The sequence below is a fragment of the Leclercia adecarboxylata genome (assembly GCF_006171285.1).
GTDB lineage: Bacteria > Pseudomonadota > Gammaproteobacteria > Enterobacterales > Enterobacteriaceae > Enterobacter > Enterobacter barmai.
Genome location: NZ_CP040889.1, coordinates 2,793,150 through 2,810,896, shown reverse-complemented (window position 1 = coordinate 2,810,896; position 17,747 = coordinate 2,793,150). Strand labels below are relative to the sequence as shown.

The following is a 17,747-nucleotide window of genomic DNA, read 5'->3' as shown; positions in this document are numbered from 1 at the left end:
GATGATTCATTTTATAGTTGCAACCCACGGCCCGCTTGCCGCCGCGCTGCTTGAGAGTGGCCGGATGGTGTACGGCGACCTGCCCGGCGTGCACGCCGTCTGCCTGAGCGAACAGGCGGGAATTGAGGGTTTTCGCCGGGATTTTTGCGCCACGCTGGAAGCCGCAAGCGCCGATGCCGACGGCGTGCTGGTGCTGTGCGATATGCAAAGCGGCACGCCGTGGAACGTGGCGTGCGAGGTCGCCTTTAATCCGCAAACGCAGCCCCCGGTCGCCGTGGTGGCGGGGGTCAACTTACCGATGCTACTGCAAACCGACGAGGTGATGGCGGCAAGCGATGTCCATCACGCCGCCGCGCAACTAATCGAACTCACTCTGCCGACGCTGGTTCAGGCAACGCCGACAGAGTCTGTACAGACAGACGATTTTTGAGGAGCCGCATATGAGTATTTCTTTTGTACGTATTGACGATCGCGTCATCCACGGGCAGCTCATTACACGCTGGGCCAGGGAGCTGCCCTGTGACGGCATCGTTGCCATTGACGATGCCGTTGCGGCCGATCCGCTGCTGTCGTCAGTCATGAAAGGAGCCGTCTCTGACACCAAAGTGTGGCTTTTTGATACGGCAACGGCCATTGAAAAACTGCCAAAAGTGATCGCCAGCGAGAAACGCTATTTTGTGATTGGTAAATCGCCGCTCACGCTACAGCGCATTGAACAGGCGGGTATCAGCCTGAAAAACAGCAATGGCAAAATTAACGTAGGGCCGATGAGCGCCCGGGCGAACACGATTACCATCGGCCCGAATCAGTCGGTAACGAACGAGGAAGCCGCGGCCTTCGAGTGGCTAACCGGCCAGGGGCACGAAATTGAATTTCGCCTGGTTCCCGATGCCAGTTTTTACCGCTGGCAGGACGCCAGACTGAAGCTGAAATAAGGAGCGGATCATGATTATCGAAGCGGCGTTAATTGGTTTGCTCTGTTATCTGGGCGCCCTCAGCAGCCCGTGGCTTCTGGGGCTGACTGGCGGCTGGTATCTCATCTCCCGCCCGCTCATCTCCGGGATGCTGGTTGGCCTGATCCTGGGCGATATCAAAACCGGGATTATCATTGGCGTAGCCGTGCAGGCGGTCTATATCGCGATGGTGACCCCCGGCGGCTCGATGCCAGCAGATTTAAACTTCGTGGCCTATCCGGCCATCGCGCTGGGGATCCTCTCCGGCAAAGGGCCAGAGGTCGCGGTGGCGCTGGCTGCCACTATCGGCATCGCTGGCACCATTCTGTTTAATGCGATGATGGTACTAAACTCATTCTGGAACCATCGGGCGGATGTGGCGCTTGAGCACGGCGACGAGCGCGGGATCTACCTCAACAGCGCCATCTGGCCGCAGGCGATGAACTTTGTACTGCGCTTTGTCCCGACCTTTATTGCCGTCTTTTTCGGCGCGCAGTACATCAGCGGCTTTATGGATAGCCTGCCGCAGATCGTCCTCTCCACCATGAACGTGCTGGGCGGTATTTTACCCGCCGTCGGTATCGCCATCCTGCTTAAGCAGATCATCAAAAGCTATACCATGCTCATCTACTTCCTGGTGGGCTTCGTCTGCATCGTATTTCTCAAACTCAATATGGTTGCGCTGGTGATCGTGGGCGCCCTGCTGGCACTCATCCATTACAACTACAAACCTGAAACGCCGCAGGCCGTGGCTTCTGCGCCGGTCGCTGACGACGAGGATGAATTCTGATGGAAGAACATAAACTTACCCGCAGAGATCTGCGCCGCTGCTGGCGGGCGTGGATGATGCATAACCTCTCCTCCATGAGCTTTGAACGTCTGGAATCCTTCGGCTTCTGCCTGAGCATGCTGCCGGTGGCAAAAAAACTCTATCCTGATGCGGCTCAACGCACTGAAATGCTGCGCCGTCACGCGTCGTTCTACAACACAGAGCCGCAAATTGGCGCGATCGTCAACGGTATGGCGCTGGGTCTGGAGGAGAAAAAAGCCAACGGCGAGCCAATTGATGGTGAAACCATTAACACCCTGAAGGTAGGCCTGATGGGACCCATCGCCGGCATCGGCGATTCTATGATCCCGGGCATGCTGATCCCGATCCTCCTCAGTATCGGGATGGCGCTGGCGGCAGGCGGAAACATCCTCGGCCCGCTGTTTTACACCGTCGCCTGGCTGGCCATTATCATTCCTGGCTCCTGGTTTCTGTTTCTCAAAGGCTACCAGATGGGCTCAGGCTCCGTGGAGATGCTGGTCAGCAGTAAATCCACCCGGCTTCGGGAGGCGCTCTCCCTCCTCGGGGTGTTCGTTATGGGCGGCGTGGCAGCCAGCTACGTGAAGCTCGGCACCGGCCTGGAGTTCATCACCCGGGACGGGGTTAACATTCACGTGCAGCAGATGCTGGACGGTATTTTCCCGCAGCTGCTTCCGCTGACGGTGGTGCTGGGAACCTGGTATCTGATGGCAAAACGCGGCGTGTCGCCGGTTAAGGCCATGCTATTACTGCTGGTTCTGGCCGCACTTGGCGTGGCGTCAGGTTTGTTCGCCGGATAAGAGAACCGGGGCGAGGCCCCGGTCACTTTATGGATGGAAGTTTTCCCACAGCCCGGCGGTTTTATCCGGTCGTGAGATAAACTGAAACCGCGCCGGATCGTCGATAAACTGCTGATAAATAGGTGCATCGGTAATACCGAATTCCGAATAACCGCGCGGCGTAATCATCTGTAATCGCCCCGGCCTGTAGTGGCTATTTTGCTGCCAGACAATATGATCGCCCTGAACCAGGGGATACCATGCCAGCCCTTTGCGCGCACGCACGGCGTCATACTCAAAGCCATATTCCCGATCGCACCACGCGCCAAAGGTCAGCGGCTCCCCGGCAGAGGCTGAAATGGTTGCATGGCCCCATCCGGGCGGAACCAGCACTTTTTCACCCGGTCCCGCCAGCACCGCAAAGCAGCGTCCCGGATCGTCATCAACAAACTCCTGCATATAGATAATCGCTTTACCCTGCCAGATTTCATACAGCTCAGGGGGCGACCATCCGCTGTGTTGGCTGATACGGTGCACATGCCCCTGGCTGCGGACCGGCTCATCGCCGAGCGTGCCTGCGGCGTAGGTCACCACGCCAAACAGCAGCATCCGTTTTTCGAGCTCTTGCCTGTCCGCCAGGCGCGCCACGTCCATCGCGATAGCATAAACCTGCTCCGGCCCTTCGCAGTCGGGATTGCGCAGCGACGGACGGATCTGATCCAGGGTGCGAATTTCCGGCATCGGGCCGGTAACGTCATCTCCGTAGCTGAAGCCCAATGGTCGATGCGCGATGGTCATATCCAGTCCGAAATTAATCATTGCGCGCCTCCCATTCCTGCAAGTGATGGTCAGAGGCAAATACGCGAAGCGCAAAACCACCGGCCAAAGCCGCATAGTCATGCCCGGCCACGCTGGGCCAGACCGCCAGCGCAGAAAGCGTCTCATCGCCGGTGTAAACAGACGGTGCGCAGTAAAGGAGGGGATGATGTGCACAGAGCCGGGCTTCACGCGCTCAAGGCGCGCCTCACCGGACGCCGTCTGAAGCAGCAGCAGGCCGCGTCCGCACAGGCCAAAATAGACCTCGCCCTGTTCACGGCGCTGGTGAAAATGACCGCGCGTCATAAAAAACTCGTCACCGATTTTGCCCGCATACAGATGGGTAACGCCGACGTACAGCGCCCCTTCACCCGACGGGGAGTCGATCGTTTCAACGTCATAGAGGCGCTGCTGCGGATCGCAGCCACGCCAGGCGTTGTTATCACTGAAAAGGTCTGGCAGATCGGCGAGGCGTGTCGTCTTGCGGATCAGTGGAGCATTAGCGAATACACCGCTGGCCCACGCCACCTGGGGTGGCAGGATTACGTCAGGATTCATGTTTATCTCCGGCCCGAGGAGAACAACATGGCAAGCTTACCAAATTAACCCGTTATCCTCCTGAGAAGCCGCCCGCTTTGTCGGGTTAATCACACGCCTGTTATGCCTGCTCATGGAGGGCATAAGTCACCACCAGCTGCCCTTTTTTCATTTTCAGCCCTAGGATCTGCATCCCATCGGTTTCAGCCAGCTGTTTAACATGCGTTCCACCACACGAATAGGCAGGAAGATCGCCAAAGCGAACCTTGCGCCTGCCCGCTTCAATGTCGGTATAAAGAAGCAGGTTGTCCGCTTGCCAGCCTTTAATCATCGCGAGCAGCGCGTTGGCATCAGGCATCGATATCTGTTGCTCCCGGGGGATAAAAGTAATTCGTCCCTCACCGGGCCAGTGATGGGCTTTTACTGGCTCCCAACCAAACCGCTCACCGGCGTAACCAATCAAATGACCTGCGCTGTGCCAGCGGGAATGACGCGCTCGCGTACTTTTATCGATCTGCATTTCCACCACCGCGCCTGGCGCAAGCGGTTGAGCCAGAATGTGAATAACAGTCTCCCCGCGCAGGCTCACTCCCTCCACCGCAATCCCCGCGATCGCCCCCCGATCCGCTGGCTGTCCGCCACCCTGCGGATGGAAAAGGGTCCGATCCAGCTCAACGGCGTAGCGGCCATCAGGCTCGGATGTGCATCGGACCACCTTCGCGTGGCCTTCTGTCGCGTCACTTATGTAATAAAGTCGTTCTGTCATGGTTGTCCTCCTCTGTACCCTGACAGTATATTCATTACTTACGCATCGATAATCCTGCTTTCAAACAATGCACTATTGCCTGGCAGACACAAATGAAACCTGCACTCCTGCCCGATCTTGCTACCTTCGTGACCATCGTAGAGCACGGCAACTTTTCAACGGCTGCCCGTATTACGGGAGCAACGCCCTCGGCGATCAGCCGCTGTGTTTCACGCCTCGAAAAGGAGATGGGATGTAAGTTAATGCACCGCACCACGCGCAAGCTGGCCCTTACCGAAACCGGAAAATCGGTTTATGAACACGCGCTGGATATGCTGGAAGCGGCGCAACAGGCAATAGATTCCGGTAGCAGTCTGCAAACCGTTGCCCAGGGAAAGCTCACCTTGAGCGTGCCGAAAGCCGTAGGACGGTTTGTGATCCATCCGCTGATCCCGGCGTTCCTTGAGCGCTACCCGCAAATTGACGTCTGCCTGCGTCTGGAAGATCGTTACATGGACCTGATCGAGGATGGTGTCGATCTGGCATTACGCATCACCAGGACACCCTCTCCTGGCCTGTATGGAAAACCGCTGATGCCGGTAACCCATGTTATTTGCGCCACGCCAGAATACCTTCGTCGCAGAGGTACGCCACAGCATCCGCACGACCTGCGGGCACATAGCTGTATTTCGCTCGGTGAAACCCCAGCCGATTCACGCTGGAAATTCACCTTGCAGGGGAAAACGGAGATCGTCCAGACGCACGGACGCTACGCTGCTAACCACACGGGCGTGCGGCTGGATGCGGTCAAACAGCATGTCGGCATCGGGAGTTTACCGCTGTTTACCGCGCGAGAGGCTCTGGAACGAGGGGAGATTGTGCAGGTTCTGCCGGCTTGGGAGTTTATCAGCAGCTATACGGGCGACCTCTGGCTGCTGTGGACGCGCAACAAACATATGCCAGCCAGAATGCGGGCAATGATCAACTATCTGAATGAAAAAATGCCAGTCATTAAGTGACTGGCATTTTTTAAACCTTACTCGACTTCTCGCGCGTCGATACGCAGCTCTTTCGGCACTTCGAAGACGATATTCTCTTCGCGGCCCGCCAGCGGAATGGCTTCCCCGCCGCCCAGCTCCTGCAGACGCGCAATCACGTTCTGCACCAGAATATCCGGCGCCGAGGCACCGGCCGTCACGCCAACGCACTGCACCTCTTTTACCCAGGCTTCCTGAATATCGGTAGCATCGTCGATCAGGAACGCGGCTTTCCCCATTCGCTGCGCCAGTTCGGCCAGACGGTTGGAGTTAGAGGAGTTTTTCGAGCCGACAACCAGCACCACATCCGCCTGCTCCGCCAGGGCGCGCACCGCTTCCTGACGGTTGGTGGTGGCGTAGCAGATGTCATCTTTACGCGGGCCAACGATTTTCGGGAAGCGGCTTCGCAGCGCATCGATAACGTCGGACGTATCATCCACGGAAAGCGTGGTCTGGGTCATAAACGACAGTTTGGCTTCGTTTTTGACGTTCAGCGTCAGCACATCTTCAGGGGACTCGACCAGATACATGCCCCCTTCCGGGTTGCTGTACTGTCCCATGGTCCCTTCCACTTCCGGGTGGCCTGCGTGACCAATCAGAATCGACTCTTCACCACGACGGCTGGCACGGGCCACTTCCATATGCACTTTGGTCACCAGAGGGCAGGTGGCGTCGAAAACGGTCAGATCGCGATTTTTCGCTTCGTTACGCACCGCCTGAGAGACGCCATGTGCGGAGAAGATCAGGATCGCGCCATCCGGCACTTCGTCGATCTGCTCAATAAAGATTGCCCCGCGTGCGCGCAGGCTATCCACCACGTAGCGGTTATGTACCACTTCGTGACGGACATAAATAGGCGCGCCGTAAAGCTCCAGCGCGTTTTCAACAATGCTGATAGCGCGGTCTACACCGGCGCAGAAGCCGCGCGGGTTAGCCAACAGGATCTGCATTCACATCCTCCAGTACCGGGTCGATTTCCAGCACTTCAACATCAAAATGGACGGTACGCCCGGCGAGGGGGTGGTTGAAATCGACGGTAATCGAGTCGCCGTTGATTTCACGGATCACGCCTGGCATTTCGCTGCCATCCATAGCGGTAAAGAGCATAATCGCCCCAATCTCAGGTTCCCCCGCATCCATGAATTCACGACGCGAGAAGTACTGGATCAGGTCCGGGGACGGCACGCCAAATGCGGCATCCGGCTCCAGAGAGAAGGTTTTTTTATCCCCTTCTTTCAGCCCCAGCAGCTGCTGCTCAAGACCTTCAGACAGAGAGGTATCACCCAGACGGAACAGCGCCGGTTTGCCGTTATTGCGGGTGGACTCCGCCGTGGAGCCATCATCAAGTTTCAGCGTGAAATGAACCAGCATCGCGCTGTTGGACTGTACGGATTTAGACATGCAATTTAGCCTGAGGTTTGTCCGGTGGCGCTGCGCTTACCGGGCCTACAAAATCGTAGGCCGGTGCAAACGCAGTGCCGCCCGGCGTTTACTGTTACGCCTGCTCTTTCGCTGCGGGTTTCGGCAAGAAGCCTTCCAGCACAATCAGCGCCGCACCGATACAAATCGCCGTATCGGCCAGGTTGAAGGTGGCGAAGTGCCAGTTGCCGACGTAGAAGTCGATCATATCGACCACAAAGCCGTGCCACAGACGGTCGAACAGGTTACCCAGCGCACCGCCAATGATCAGCGCGTAGGCAATGTTGTTCAGCTTTTGCGTGGCTTTCCCGCGGTACATCAGCACAGCCAGCACCACACAGATACCGAGCGCGATACCTGCAAAGAACCAGCGCTGCCAGCCGCCGCTGTCGGCCAGGAAGCTAAACGCCGCGCCATAGTTACGCGCATAGTGCAGATTAAGCGACGGGAACAGCGGTACGGTATCCCCCAGAGCAAAGTTCTGGAGGATCAGGTACTTGCTGCCCAAATCAATAATCAGCACGACTACCACCAGCCACAGCCAGCGCAGCCCTGTTGAAGAGAGTGATTTACTCATCAGGCAAACTTACGTTTTTCGCCATCACCGGCGACGTTGCTGACACAGCGTCCGCAGATATCTGCGTGTTCCGCCACCTTGCCGACATCGGTGGTGTAATGCCAGCAACGCGGGCACTTATCACCATCGGCTTTCACCAGCGCCACTTTCAGCCCTTTGAGCAGTTCGCTCTGCTGGGCATCAGCGCTCGCGTCGGCATAATCCGCAACTTTCGCACCGGAGGTCAACAGGACAAATCGTAATTCATCGCCCAGCGCCGTCAGCTTCGCCGCCAGCTCTGGCTCGGCATACAGGGTCACTGCCGCTTCCAGAGAGCCGCCCACTTTCTTGTCGGTACGCGCCTGTTCGATCACCTTGTTCACTTCGCCGCGCACTTTCAGCAGCTCGTCCCAGAAGCCATCGTTCATGGCTTCAGTTTCAGCCAGACCAAACAGGCCTTCATACCACTCGCCGGTGAAGACATACTTCTCACGGTCGCCTGGCAGATAGCCCCAGATCTCATCTGCGGTGAAGGACATGATCGGTGCCATCCAGCGCACCAGCGCTTCCGCGATGTGATACAGCGCAGTCTGGCAGCTGCGACGCGCCACGCTGTCCGCTTTGGCGGTGTACTGACGGTCTTTGATGATGTCGAGGTAGAAAGAGCCCATCTCGATGGAGCAGAAGCGCATCAGGCGCTGCACCACTTCGTGGAAATCGTAGGAGTCATACGCTTTAACGATGTCTTCCTGCGCCGCCTGGGCACAGCCTACCGCCCAGCGATCCAGCACCACCATCTCTTCCGGTTTCACCATATCTTTTGCCGGATCGAAACCGTTGAGGTTTGCCAGCAGGAAGCGCGCGGTGTTACGGATACGACGATAGCTGTCGGCAGCACGTTTCAGGATCTCGTCGGAGACCGCCATTTCGCCGGTGTAGTCGGTGGATGCCACCCACAGACGCAGAATATCCGCGCCCAGCTTGTTCATCACGTCCTGCGGAGAAACGGTGTTACCGATAGATTTGGACATCTTGCGGCCCTGACCATCCACGGTGAAGCCGTGAGTCAGTACCTGACGGTATGGCGCTTTGCCCTTCATGGCGGTGGAGATCATCAGAGATGACATGAACCAGCCACGGTGTTGGTCAGAACCTTCCAGATACATGTCGGCGGCGTGACCGGCAAATTCCGGACGCACGTCAACCACGGAGGAGTGGGTAGAACCGGAGTCGAACCAGACGTCCAGGGTATCCGGCACTTTCTCGTAGGTATCAGCGTCGTCGCCCAGGATGTCGCGGGAGTCGAGATCCCACCACGCCTGAATGCCGTCAACCTCAACGCGTTTGGCCACTTCTTCCATCAGCTCCAGGGTGCGCGGGTGCAGCTCCTGGGTCTCTTTATGGACGAACAGGGACATAGGTACGCCCCAGGTACGCTGACGGGAGATACACCAGTCAGGACGGTTCGCGACCATGGATTCGATACGCGCCTGGCCCCAGTCAGGGATCCACTGCACGCCTTTGATCTCGGAGAGGGACTGCGCGCGCAGGCCTTTCTGATCCATGCTGACGAACCACTGCGGGGTCGCACGGAAGATGATCGGCGTCTTGTGGCGCCAGCAGCATGGATAGCTGTGCTGCATTTTCTCAACGTGCAGCAGCGAGCCGTTGTCGCGCAGCAGGTTGACGATGATGTCGTTGGCTTTAAAGACGTTGATGCCGTCCAGCGCCGGGTACGTGCCTGGCAGGTAAGCGCCGTCCGGGCCAACCGGGTTAGCGATTTCCAGACCGTACTGCAGGCTGATGTTGTAGTCATCCGGACCGTGACCACCGGCGGTATGTACCGCACCGGTACCCGCTTCCAGGGTAACGTGCTCGCCCAGGATTGCCGGAACGTCGAAATCAAGGAACGGGTGTTTAAAGCGCATCAGCTCCAGCTCAGCACCCTTCACGGTGCCAAGGATTTTGTAATCGGTGATGTTGGCGCGCTTCAGCACGCTCTCAACCAGATCTTTTGCCAGGATCAGCGCGCGGCCTTCAACCTGTACCAGCGCGTATTCGAACTCCGCAGAGAGGGAGATCGCGCGGTTAGCAGGCAGGGTCCACGGCGTGGTGGTCCAGATAACCAGTGAGATTGGGCCATTGACGCCCGGCAGACCAAACTTGGCCTGCAGCGCATCCTGATCGACACCTTCAAAGGCCACGTCGATGGATGGAGACGTTTTGTCGTAATACTCAACTTCCGCCTCAGCCAGCGCAGAGCGGCAGTCCACGCACCAGTGCACCGGCTTGGCGCCTTTGTGCAGGTGGCCGTTGCCGATGATTTTGCCCAGCGCACGGATGATGTTGGCTTCGGTTTTGAAGTCCATGGTCAGGTACGGGTGCGACCAGTCGCCCAGCACGCCCAGACGGATAAAGTCTTCGCGCTGACCGTCAACCTGGGTAGCGGCGTATTCGCGGCATTTGGCACGGAATTCAGCAGCGGTGAACTTCTCACCCGGCTTGCCGAACTCCTGCTCCACTTTCAGCTCGATCGGCAGACCGTGACAGTCCCAGCCTGGAACGTAAGGCGAGTCATAGCCCATTAAGCCTTTGGACTTAACGATAATGTCTTTCAGAATCTTGTTTACAGAGTGACCAATATGAATGCTGCCATTCGCATAGGGAGGGCCATCATGCAGAATGAAAGTTTTTTTACCTTTTTTGGCTGCACGGATGATGCCGTACAGGTCATCATCGGTCCAACGCGCCAGCATTCCCGGTTCACGCTTGGCGAGGTCGCCGCGCATCGGGAACCCTGTTTCCGGCAAATTCAGGGTTGATTTATAGTCACTCATCAGATTCTCGGTTCCGTATTTATATCTCAGGCATTAAGCCGGGTTTGATAGCCCAAAAATGTCGCGGGCTGTTAATTCATCTCTCGCGATTTGCGCTTTCAGCTCATCAAGCGAGGCGAATCGCTGCTCATTGCGTATTTTTTTACGCAGGATTACATCTATATGGCGACCGTAGAGGTCCATTACAACGTCCAGCAAATGCACTTCGAGCTGCTGGCGTATGCCAGCCACTGTCGGACGGGTGCCAATATTGGCGACGCCGGGTAAAGGCTTATCGCCGAGCCCCGTCACTTCTACCGCATAAACCCCTTTGACCGGGGAAACCTGACGGCGCAACGGTAAATTCGCCGTAGGGAAACCAATGGTGCGACCCAGTTCATCGCCATGCACCACACGCCCGGAAATGGAGAACGGGCGTCCGAGCAGTTTTGCTGCGGTATCGAGATCGTCATCGGCTAACGCCTGACGAACCGCCGTGCTGCTGATGCGCACGCCGCCTTCGCAAAAGGTCTGGGTGCTGGTGACGTCAAAGCCATACTCCAGGCCAGCCTTCTGTAATAGCAAGAAATCCCCCTGACGACCAGCGCCAAAGCGGAAATCATCGCCCACAGCCAAAAACTGCACGCCAAGACGATCGACCAGCAGGTCGCCGACAAAATTTTGTGCCGTCAGCGCGGCAAAACGTCGGTCGAAACGGACGCACAGGACATAGTCCACGCCGCACTGCGCGAGATAACGTAATTTTTCACGCAGGCGGGTCAGGCGTGCAGGCGCCTTATCGCTGGCAAACAGCTCCAGCGGCTGCGGCTCAAAAATCATGACTACAACCGGCAGACCACGAGCCCGCCCTTCTTCACGCAATCCCTGCAACAGCACCTGATGCCCACGATGCACGCCGTCGAAATTACCAATAGTCAGCACACACCCGTGCGGGGCCTGACTCAGATTATGTATGCCGCGTATCAGCTTCATGACTGGCTCAAAACAGTGAAAATCGCCAAAGTATACCTTGTACAGCGGTTAAGGTTAACCGGCGATTGTTCACGCAAAACAGAAAGCCGTAATGATTTCATCAGGGTTGCCTTTCACAGCGAAAAAATCTGTCTACAGATGACGTTTTTTGTGTCGAAAAGCTGTATTCAGGAGAGACAAGCTGGTAGAATCCTGCGCCATCACTACGTAACGTAGCGTCGCTAATTAACGGCGCTTATTTGCACAAATCCATTGACAAAAGAGGGCAAAGAGGGCATATTCCTCGGCCTTTGAATTGTCCACATAGATCATATTTGGGAGTTGGACTTGGCTAATATCAAATCAGCTAAGAAACGTGCCGTTCAGTCTGAAAAGGCTCGTAAGCACAACGCAAGCCGTCGCTCTATGATGCGTACTTTCATCAAGAAAGTATACGCAGCAATCGAAGCTGGCGACAAAGCTGCAGCGCAGAACGCATTTAACGAAATGCAACCAATCGTGGATCGTCAGGCTGCTAAAGGTCTGATCCACAAAAACAAAGCAGCGCGTCATAAAGCAAACCTGACCGCGCAGATCAGCAAACTGGCTTAATCGCCACTTGTTGTTGCTTGTTTAAAGAACCCGCTTAACGCGGGTTTTTTTATACCTTCAGAGTGCCGGTGGCGTAAACAGCGCGCTGTAATCCTGGTTACAGATACGCTGCACCGCCGGATGCTGAATCATTCTTGCAGCAAATATCGCATGATACTCTTCCATCACGTTGTCCACCCGCCCTATCTCGGTAATTTTCTCGTCCGCATACAGATCCTGGGCATACAGCGTTGGGGCGACAAAAATCGCGTTATGCGCCTCACCGAAGGCTTTCATTAGCGCGGCATCGTCAAACTCACCCAGAATTTCAACGTTCAGCCCCTGAGAGTTAAACCAGTTCAGCAGCTTGCGGCCCAGCATCGAACGACGACCGGGCACCAGTAAACGCCGCTCTTCCAGACAGGCGGGAAACGGCTTTTCTGGCGGCGGATTGCTGCACCAGAAGCTGACGCCGCACTCGCCAATTTTCACTGAGAAAAGACCTTCCTGCTGGGTGGAGTCGATAGGGCAGTCGGAGATAATCATATCCAGCTTGTGCTGGCTCAACTGCTCCAGCAGCATCTCGTGCGTGGATTCAAAACAGCGCAGGTGTATCTGCTCATCCTTCACCACTGCCGCATCCAGCACCCCGCTGACCAGCCGTTTTGACAACGCATCCGCAATACCCACGTCGAAGAGCAGGTTCGACTCTTTGCGGTAGTTGACGATATCGAGCATCTCCTGACTCAGGGTGAACATTTTGTCCGCGTAGCGAAACACCAGCTCGCCCAGTTCGCTTGGCTCGATACCGCGCCCTTTGCGCTTGAACAGCTTCCCCTGCAGGCGTTCTTCAAGGGCTTTGATCTGCCCGGTAATGGTCTGTGGCGTCAGATAGAGCGCCTCCGCCGCGCCGACAACCGAGCCCTCTTTATAGACATGCCAGAAATAGTAAAGATGGTTGTAGTTAAGATGAGACATACGCTCCTCGCTCCCTGATAGTGTTAACGGGAGGGCGGCCTGCCCTCCCGGAGTCCCGTTACTCCGGATGCACCTGCCCCGGCAATTTCGTTTTCAGTAAGGCATAGCCAGTGAATGCCGACAACAGCGATCCGGTTAAGATAGCCAACTTAGCCCAGTCGATGAGCTCAGGTGCACTCGCGCCAAACGCCAGCGTGGAAATAAAGATCGACATTGTAAAGCCAATCCCGCAAAGGACGCCAACGGCCATGATCTGGCGGCAGGTGGTTCCGTGCGGCAAGGTGGCCAGCTTCAGCTTCAGCGCCAGCCAGCAGAAGAGGCTGATCCCTAGCGGCTTACCGATAAACAGCCCGGCGATGATCCCCAGCGGCAGCATTGACATCATTCCATCCAGCGTGACGCCCTTAAGGGAGACACCGGCGTTAGCAAAGGCGAAGAGCGGCAGGATCATAAAAGCGACCCATGGATGCAGCACGTGCTCCAGCTGCTTCGCCGGTGATTTACCCTGCTGCGGCCTCAGCGGCACGAAGAAGCCGACAATCACCCCGGCAAGGGTGGCATGCACGCCCGATTTCAGTACGGCCGTCCACAGCACCATTCCCACCAGCACATAGATACCAATCCGACGCACGTTGAAGATGTTCAGCAGCGCCAGTGCGGCGATAGCTGCCGCCGCCACGCCCAGGGACAGCATCGACAGCTCGCTGGTATAGAACAGGGCAATAATAACTATCGCGCCCAGGTCATCGATGATTGCCAGCGCCATCAGGAAGATTTTCAACGCCATCGGCACGCGGTTGCCTAACAGCGCCAGGACGCCTAATGCAAAGGCAATATCCGTGGCCGCCGGGATAGCCCAGCCATCACGGGCAATAGGATCCTGATAGTTAAACGCCAGATAGATGAGCGCCGGGACGACCATCCCGCCAATAGCGGCAATCACCGGGAATGCCGCACGCTGACGGCTTGCCAGGGAGCCCTGAATCAGCTCACGCTTGACCTCCAGCCCCACCAGCAGGAAAAAGACCGCCATCAGGGCATCGTTGATCCACAGCAGCATGTTCTTGTTGATTTCCAGCACGCCGACCCGTAACTCAACGGGGGTTTCCAGAAAAGCGTGGTACAGGTCGCGGGTCGCGCCCAGATTTGCCAGCAGCATGGCGATGGCTGCGGCCAGGATAAGAATGATGCCGCCCGCGGCCTCATTCTGGAAAAAACGATTCAGAAGTTTCACTATTACTCTCTCTTTTTACGACAATCCTTCGTTAAAACCATCATACGCGCGGAAATTCATCGGTAAAAGCAGGTTAATATTGACTGTTGATTCAGTTTTTCCGATCTAAATTTAGCAGGTATAAAAAAGCCCGGAATCGCTTCCGGGCTTCGGGAACGACATCAGCTCAGCGTTAGCGAGTCAAATCGTCAAAGAACTTTTTTACGCCATCAAAGAAGCTTTTGGAACGCGGGCTGTTGTTCTCACCCGTCGGGCCGCCAAAGCTCTCCTGCAGTTCTCGCAGCAGTTGCTTCTGCTTCTCGTTCAGGCCAACCGGGGTTTCCACCACCACGCGGCAAAGCAGGTCGCCCTGAGCGCCGCCACGGACGGATTTCACACCTTTACCGCGCATGCGGAACAGCTTGCCGGTCTGGGTTTCACCAGGCACTTTCAGGTTTACGCGACCGTCCAGCGTTGGCACTTCGATCTCGCCGCCCATTGCCGCCATGGCAAAGTTGATCGGCACTTCGCAGTACAGGTTGTTGCCTTCACGTTCAAAAATTGCATGCTGCTTCACCTGCACCTGAACGTACAGATCGCCTGCCGGCGCGCCGTGCTCCCCTGCTTCACCTTCGCCAGACAGACGAATACGATCGCCGGTATCCACGCCCGCCGGGATTTTAACCGACAGGGTTTTGGTCTTCTCGACGCGACCATGGCCGTGACATTTGTTGCACGGATCCTTGATCAGCGTACCGCGACCCTGGCAGTGCGGACAGCTCTGCTGCACCGCGAAGAAGCCCTGGCGCATCTGAACCTGGCCTGAACCGTGACAGGTTGGACAGGTCTGTGGCTTGGTGCCGACTTTCGCGCCGCTGCCGTGGCAGACGTCGCACTCTTCAAGAGTCGGGATGCGGATCTCTTTCGTCACGCCACGCACCGCCTCTTCCAGCGTCAGCTCCATGTTGTAACGCAGGTCTGCGCCACGGGCTGCACGCTGACGACCGCGGCCGCCACCGAAGATGTCGCCGAACACGTCACCAAAGATATCGCTGAAATCTGCGCCGCCGCCACCGAATCCGCCGCCGCCCATACCGCCCTGTTCAAACGCGGCATGGCCGTACTGATCGTATGCTGCACGTTTCTGCGCATCGGTCAGGATTTCGTAGGCTTCTTTGATCTCTTTAAACCTGGCTTCGGCCTCTTTGTCACCCTGGTTGCGGTCCGGGTGATATTTCATGGCCAGGCGCTTATACGCCTTTTTGATTTCACGCTCTTCCGCTGTTTTGGAAACGCCCAAAATCTCGTAATAGTCTTGCTTTGCCATCTTGTTTTATCTGCCCCTAACATGCGTGCACGGGCGGAGAGGAAACCTCTTCGCCCGTGCCAGTGTATTACCCGTTCAAAGGGCGATTATTTTTTGTCTTTCACTTCTTCAAACTCTGCGTCGACAACATCGTCATCTTTCGCGTTGTTGGCAGAAGCGTCAGCACCCGCGCCAGCCTGCTGCTGTGCGTGTTGCTGCTGAGCGATCTCCATCAGCTTCTCGGAAGCCTGCGCCAGCGCCTGCATCTTCGCTTCGATGTCGGCTTTGTCTTCGCCTTTCAGGGACGCTTCCAGCGCGCTCAGTGCAGACTCGATAGCCGTTTTGTCGTCAGCTGGCAGTTTATCGCCTGCTTCTTCAACCTGCTTACGGGTGCTGTGCAGCAGATGGTCACCCTGGTTGCGGGTCTGAACCAGCTCTTCAAACTTACGGTCAGACTCGGCGTTCGCTTCTGCTTCGCGAACCATTTTCTGGATCTCTTCTTCATTCAGACCGGAAGAGGCCTTGATGGTGATCTTCTGCTCTTTACCGCTGTTTTTGTCCTTCGCGGAAACGTGCAGGATACCGTCAGCATCGATGTCGAAGGTGACTTCGATCTGTGGCATGCCGCGCGGCGCCGGGCTGATACCATCGAGGTTAAACTGGCCCAGATCTTTGTTATCCGCGGCACGTTTACGCTCACCCTGCAGCACATGGATGGTTACCGCAGACTGGTTGTCTTCAGCGGTAGAGAACACCTGGCTGTGCTTGGTCGGGATGGTGGTGTTTTTGGCGATCAGCGCCGTCATCACACCGCCCATGGTTTCGATACCCAGAGACAGCGGGGTAACGTCCAGCAGCAGTACGTCTTTCACTTCACCGGTCAGTACACCACCCTGAACGGCAGCACCGATAGCAACGGCTTCGTCCGGGTTAACGTCTTTACGCGGCTCTTTACCAAAGAATTCAGCCACTTTCTTCTGAACCATTGGCATACGCGTCTGACCACCGACCAGGATAACGTCCTGGATTTCGGATACGGACAGACCTGCGTCCTGCAGAGCAACTTTCAGCGGCTCGATGGAACGGTTAACCAGGTCTTCTACCAGGCTTTCCAGTTTCGCGCGAGTCACTTTAATGTTCATGTGTTTTGGACCGGTCGCGTCTGCAGTGATGTACGGCAGGTTCACGTCGGTCTGCTGGGCAGAAGAGAGCTCAATTTTCGCTTTTTCTGCGGCTTCTTTCAGGCGCTGCATGGCCAGCGGGTCGTTACGCAGGTCAATGCCCTGATCTTTCTTAAATTCGTCAACGAGATAGTTGATCATGCGGCTGTCGAAGTCTTCACCACCCAGGTGGGTATCACCGTTGGTTGCCAGAACTTCGAAGGTTTTTTCGCCGTCAACTTCGTCGATTTCGATAATAGAGATATCGAAAGTACCACCACCGAGGTCGTATACCGCGATGGTGCGGTTGCCAACTTCTTTATCCAGACCGTAGGCCAGTGCCGCTGCGGTTGGTTCATTGATGATACGTTTGACTTCCAGACCCGCGATACGGCCGGCGTCTTTAGTCGCCTGACGCTGAGCATCGTTGAAGTAAGCTGGAACGGTGATAACGGCTTCAGTTACCGGCTCACCCAGGTAATCTTCAGCGGTTTTCTTCATTTTTTTCAGCACTTCAGCAGAGATCTGCGGCGGTGCCATTTTCTGACCTTTAACATCAATCCAGGCGTCGCCGTTTTCAGCGCCGATGATTTTGTACGGCATGATGGCTTCATCGCGCTGCACTTCTTCGTCCTGGAAGCGACGGCCAATCAGGCGCTTGATCGCAAACAGTGTGTTTTGCGGGTTTGTCACTGCCTGACGTTTAGCCGGCTGACCAACCAGAGTTTCACCATCCTGGGTATAGGCAATGATAGAAGGCGTGGTGCGATCGCCCTCGGCATTCTCCAGCACACGTGCAGTAGTGCCGTCCATAATCGCTACACAAGAGTTGGTAGTACCCAGGTCGATACCAATAATTTTACCCATCTAAACGTCTCCACTATAAATTCGGTCAACATGTGGTTGTGTACCTGTAATAAGGGCAGAAGATGCTTTTTCAACTGTCCAGATTTGAATTTTTTCAGGTCCACACACTGCGGTTGACTACAAGATGGGGTCGCAACGGCAACCATCAAGGGGGGCGGATAAAAAAATTTTTAATTTCACCCTGATTAGATCAT

The 17,747-nt window shown here is 56.2% G+C and carries 17 protein-coding genes and 2 pseudogenes; 6 read left to right on the top strand and 13 right to left on the bottom strand.

All coding sequences use genetic code 11. The annotated features are described in order from the left end of the window. The first annotated feature begins 1 nt into the window (after position 1). From FHN83_RS15250 to FHN83_RS15235, 4 genes are read left to right on the top strand one after another with little or no spacing between them, the layout of a single operon-like run. Positions 2–430, top strand: coding sequence for a PTS sugar transporter subunit IIA (locus tag FHN83_RS15250; protein WP_139564300.1), 429 nt, complete (start codon positions 2–4; stop codon positions 428–430). Between the two features lie 10 nt (positions 431–440). Beyond that, positions 441–935, top strand: a complete 495-nt coding sequence (locus FHN83_RS15245) for a PTS system mannose/fructose/N-acetylgalactosamine-transporter subunit IIB (protein WP_039030422.1) — start codon at positions 441–443, stop codon at positions 933–935. 10 nt (positions 936–945) lie between these two features. Next, complete coding sequence (locus FHN83_RS15240; RefSeq protein ID WP_039030423.1) at positions 946–1,743, top strand: PTS mannose/fructose/sorbose/N-acetylgalactosamine transporter subunit IIC; 798 nt, start codon at positions 946–948, stop codon at positions 1,741–1,743. Then, the gene (locus FHN83_RS15235; protein WP_138370406.1) at positions 1,743–2,561 is read left to right on the top strand and encodes a PTS system mannose/fructose/sorbose family transporter subunit IID; all 819 of its coding nucleotides are present in this window, start codon (positions 1,743–1,745) and stop codon (positions 2,559–2,561) included. Before FHN83_RS15240 ends, FHN83_RS15235 begins: the two co-directional genes overlap by 1 nt. Before the next feature lie 27 nt (positions 2,562–2,588). On the opposite strand, the gene FHN83_RS15230 is transcribed toward FHN83_RS15235, so the two are convergent. From FHN83_RS15230 to FHN83_RS15220, 3 genes and pseudogenes are all read right to left on the bottom strand, one after another. Continuing rightward, positions 2,589–3,359 (bottom strand): glucose-6-phosphate isomerase family protein, encoded by a 771-nt coding sequence (locus tag FHN83_RS15230; RefSeq protein ID WP_138370405.1) that lies wholly within the window; start codon positions 3,357–3,359, stop codon positions 2,589–2,591. Beyond that, positions 3,352–3,914, bottom strand: a pseudogene (locus FHN83_RS15225) (glucose-6-phosphate isomerase family protein). The gene FHN83_RS15230 and the pseudogene FHN83_RS15225 overlap by 8 nt, the downstream one beginning before the upstream one ends. 100 nt (positions 3,915–4,014) lie before the next feature. Beyond that, the gene (locus tag FHN83_RS15220) at positions 4,015–4,659 is read right to left on the bottom strand and encodes an alanyl-tRNA editing protein (protein ID WP_138370403.1); all 645 of its coding nucleotides are present in this window, start codon (positions 4,657–4,659) and stop codon (positions 4,015–4,017) included. Between the two features lie 92 nt (positions 4,660–4,751). Between FHN83_RS15220 and FHN83_RS15215 the strand changes: the two genes are divergently transcribed. Continuing rightward, positions 4,752–5,657 carry a LysR family transcriptional regulator gene (locus FHN83_RS15215; RefSeq protein WP_139564299.1) on the top strand — a complete coding sequence of 302 codons (906 nt, stop codon included), beginning with the start codon at positions 4,752–4,754 and terminating at the stop codon, positions 5,655–5,657. A 17-nt stretch (positions 5,658–5,674) separates the two neighbouring features. On the opposite strand, the gene ispH is transcribed toward FHN83_RS15215, so the two are convergent. The 6 genes and pseudogenes from ispH to FHN83_RS28605 all read right to left on the bottom strand — a co-directional run bounded on the left by ispH (position 5,675) and on the right by FHN83_RS28605 (position 11,685). After that, positions 5,675–6,625: a 4-hydroxy-3-methylbut-2-enyl diphosphate reductase gene (gene ispH, locus FHN83_RS15210; RefSeq protein ID WP_039030429.1), complete on the bottom strand. Its 951-nt coding sequence runs from the start codon at positions 6,623–6,625 to the stop codon at positions 5,675–5,677. Then, entirely contained in the window at positions 6,606–7,076 is a 471-nt protein-coding gene (gene fkpB, locus FHN83_RS15205) for an FKBP-type peptidyl-prolyl cis-trans isomerase (protein ID WP_138370401.1), read from the bottom strand. Before fkpB ends, ispH begins: the two co-directional genes overlap by 20 nt. 94 nt (positions 7,077–7,170) lie before the next feature. Beyond that, a complete protein-coding gene (lspA, locus tag FHN83_RS15200; RefSeq protein ID WP_039030431.1) occupies positions 7,171–7,671 on the bottom strand; it encodes a signal peptidase II in 501 nt (166 codons plus the stop codon). After that, the gene (gene ileS, locus FHN83_RS15195) at positions 7,671–10,487 is read right to left on the bottom strand and encodes an isoleucine--tRNA ligase (protein WP_139564297.1); all 2,817 of its coding nucleotides are present in this window, start codon (positions 10,485–10,487) and stop codon (positions 7,671–7,673) included. The genes lspA and ileS overlap by 1 nt, the downstream gene beginning before the upstream one ends. A 33-nt stretch (positions 10,488–10,520) precedes the next feature. Further along, a complete protein-coding gene (gene ribF, locus FHN83_RS15190) occupies positions 10,521–11,459 on the bottom strand; it encodes a bifunctional riboflavin kinase/FAD synthetase (RefSeq protein WP_138370399.1) in 939 nt (312 codons plus the stop codon). A 7-nt stretch (positions 11,460–11,466) separates the two neighbouring features. After that, positions 11,467–11,685 (bottom strand): annotated as a pseudogene (locus FHN83_RS28605) (DUF2575 domain-containing protein). Positions 11,686–11,786: 101 nt separating this feature from the next. On the opposite strand from FHN83_RS28605, the gene rpsT reads away from it, so the two are divergent. Then, entirely contained in the window at positions 11,787–12,050 is a 264-nt protein-coding gene (rpsT, locus tag FHN83_RS15175) for a 30S ribosomal protein S20 (RefSeq protein ID WP_012015991.1), read from the top strand. A 57-nt stretch (positions 12,051–12,107) separates the two neighbouring features. Here the strand turns inward: rpsT and nhaR are convergent, their stop codons facing one another. The 4 genes from nhaR to dnaK all read right to left on the bottom strand — a co-directional run bounded on the left by nhaR (position 12,108) and on the right by dnaK (position 17,553). Next, positions 12,108–13,007, bottom strand: coding sequence for a transcriptional activator NhaR (nhaR, locus tag FHN83_RS15170; RefSeq protein ID WP_039030434.1), 900 nt, complete (start codon positions 13,005–13,007; stop codon positions 12,108–12,110). Between the two features lie 58 nt (positions 13,008–13,065). After that, positions 13,066–14,241: a Na+/H+ antiporter NhaA gene (nhaA, locus tag FHN83_RS15165; RefSeq protein WP_139564295.1), complete on the bottom strand. Its 1,176-nt coding sequence runs from the start codon at positions 14,239–14,241 to the stop codon at positions 13,066–13,068. A gap of 172 nt (positions 14,242–14,413) precedes the next feature. After that, complete coding sequence (dnaJ, locus tag FHN83_RS15160) at positions 14,414–15,547, bottom strand: molecular chaperone DnaJ (RefSeq protein ID WP_039030436.1); 1,134 nt, start codon at positions 15,545–15,547, stop codon at positions 14,414–14,416. A gap of 86 nt (positions 15,548–15,633) precedes the next feature. Next, the gene (gene dnaK, locus FHN83_RS15155; RefSeq protein WP_039030437.1) at positions 15,634–17,553 is read right to left on the bottom strand and encodes a molecular chaperone DnaK; all 1,920 of its coding nucleotides are present in this window, start codon (positions 17,551–17,553) and stop codon (positions 15,634–15,636) included. Positions 17,554–17,747: the final 194 nt, after the last annotated feature.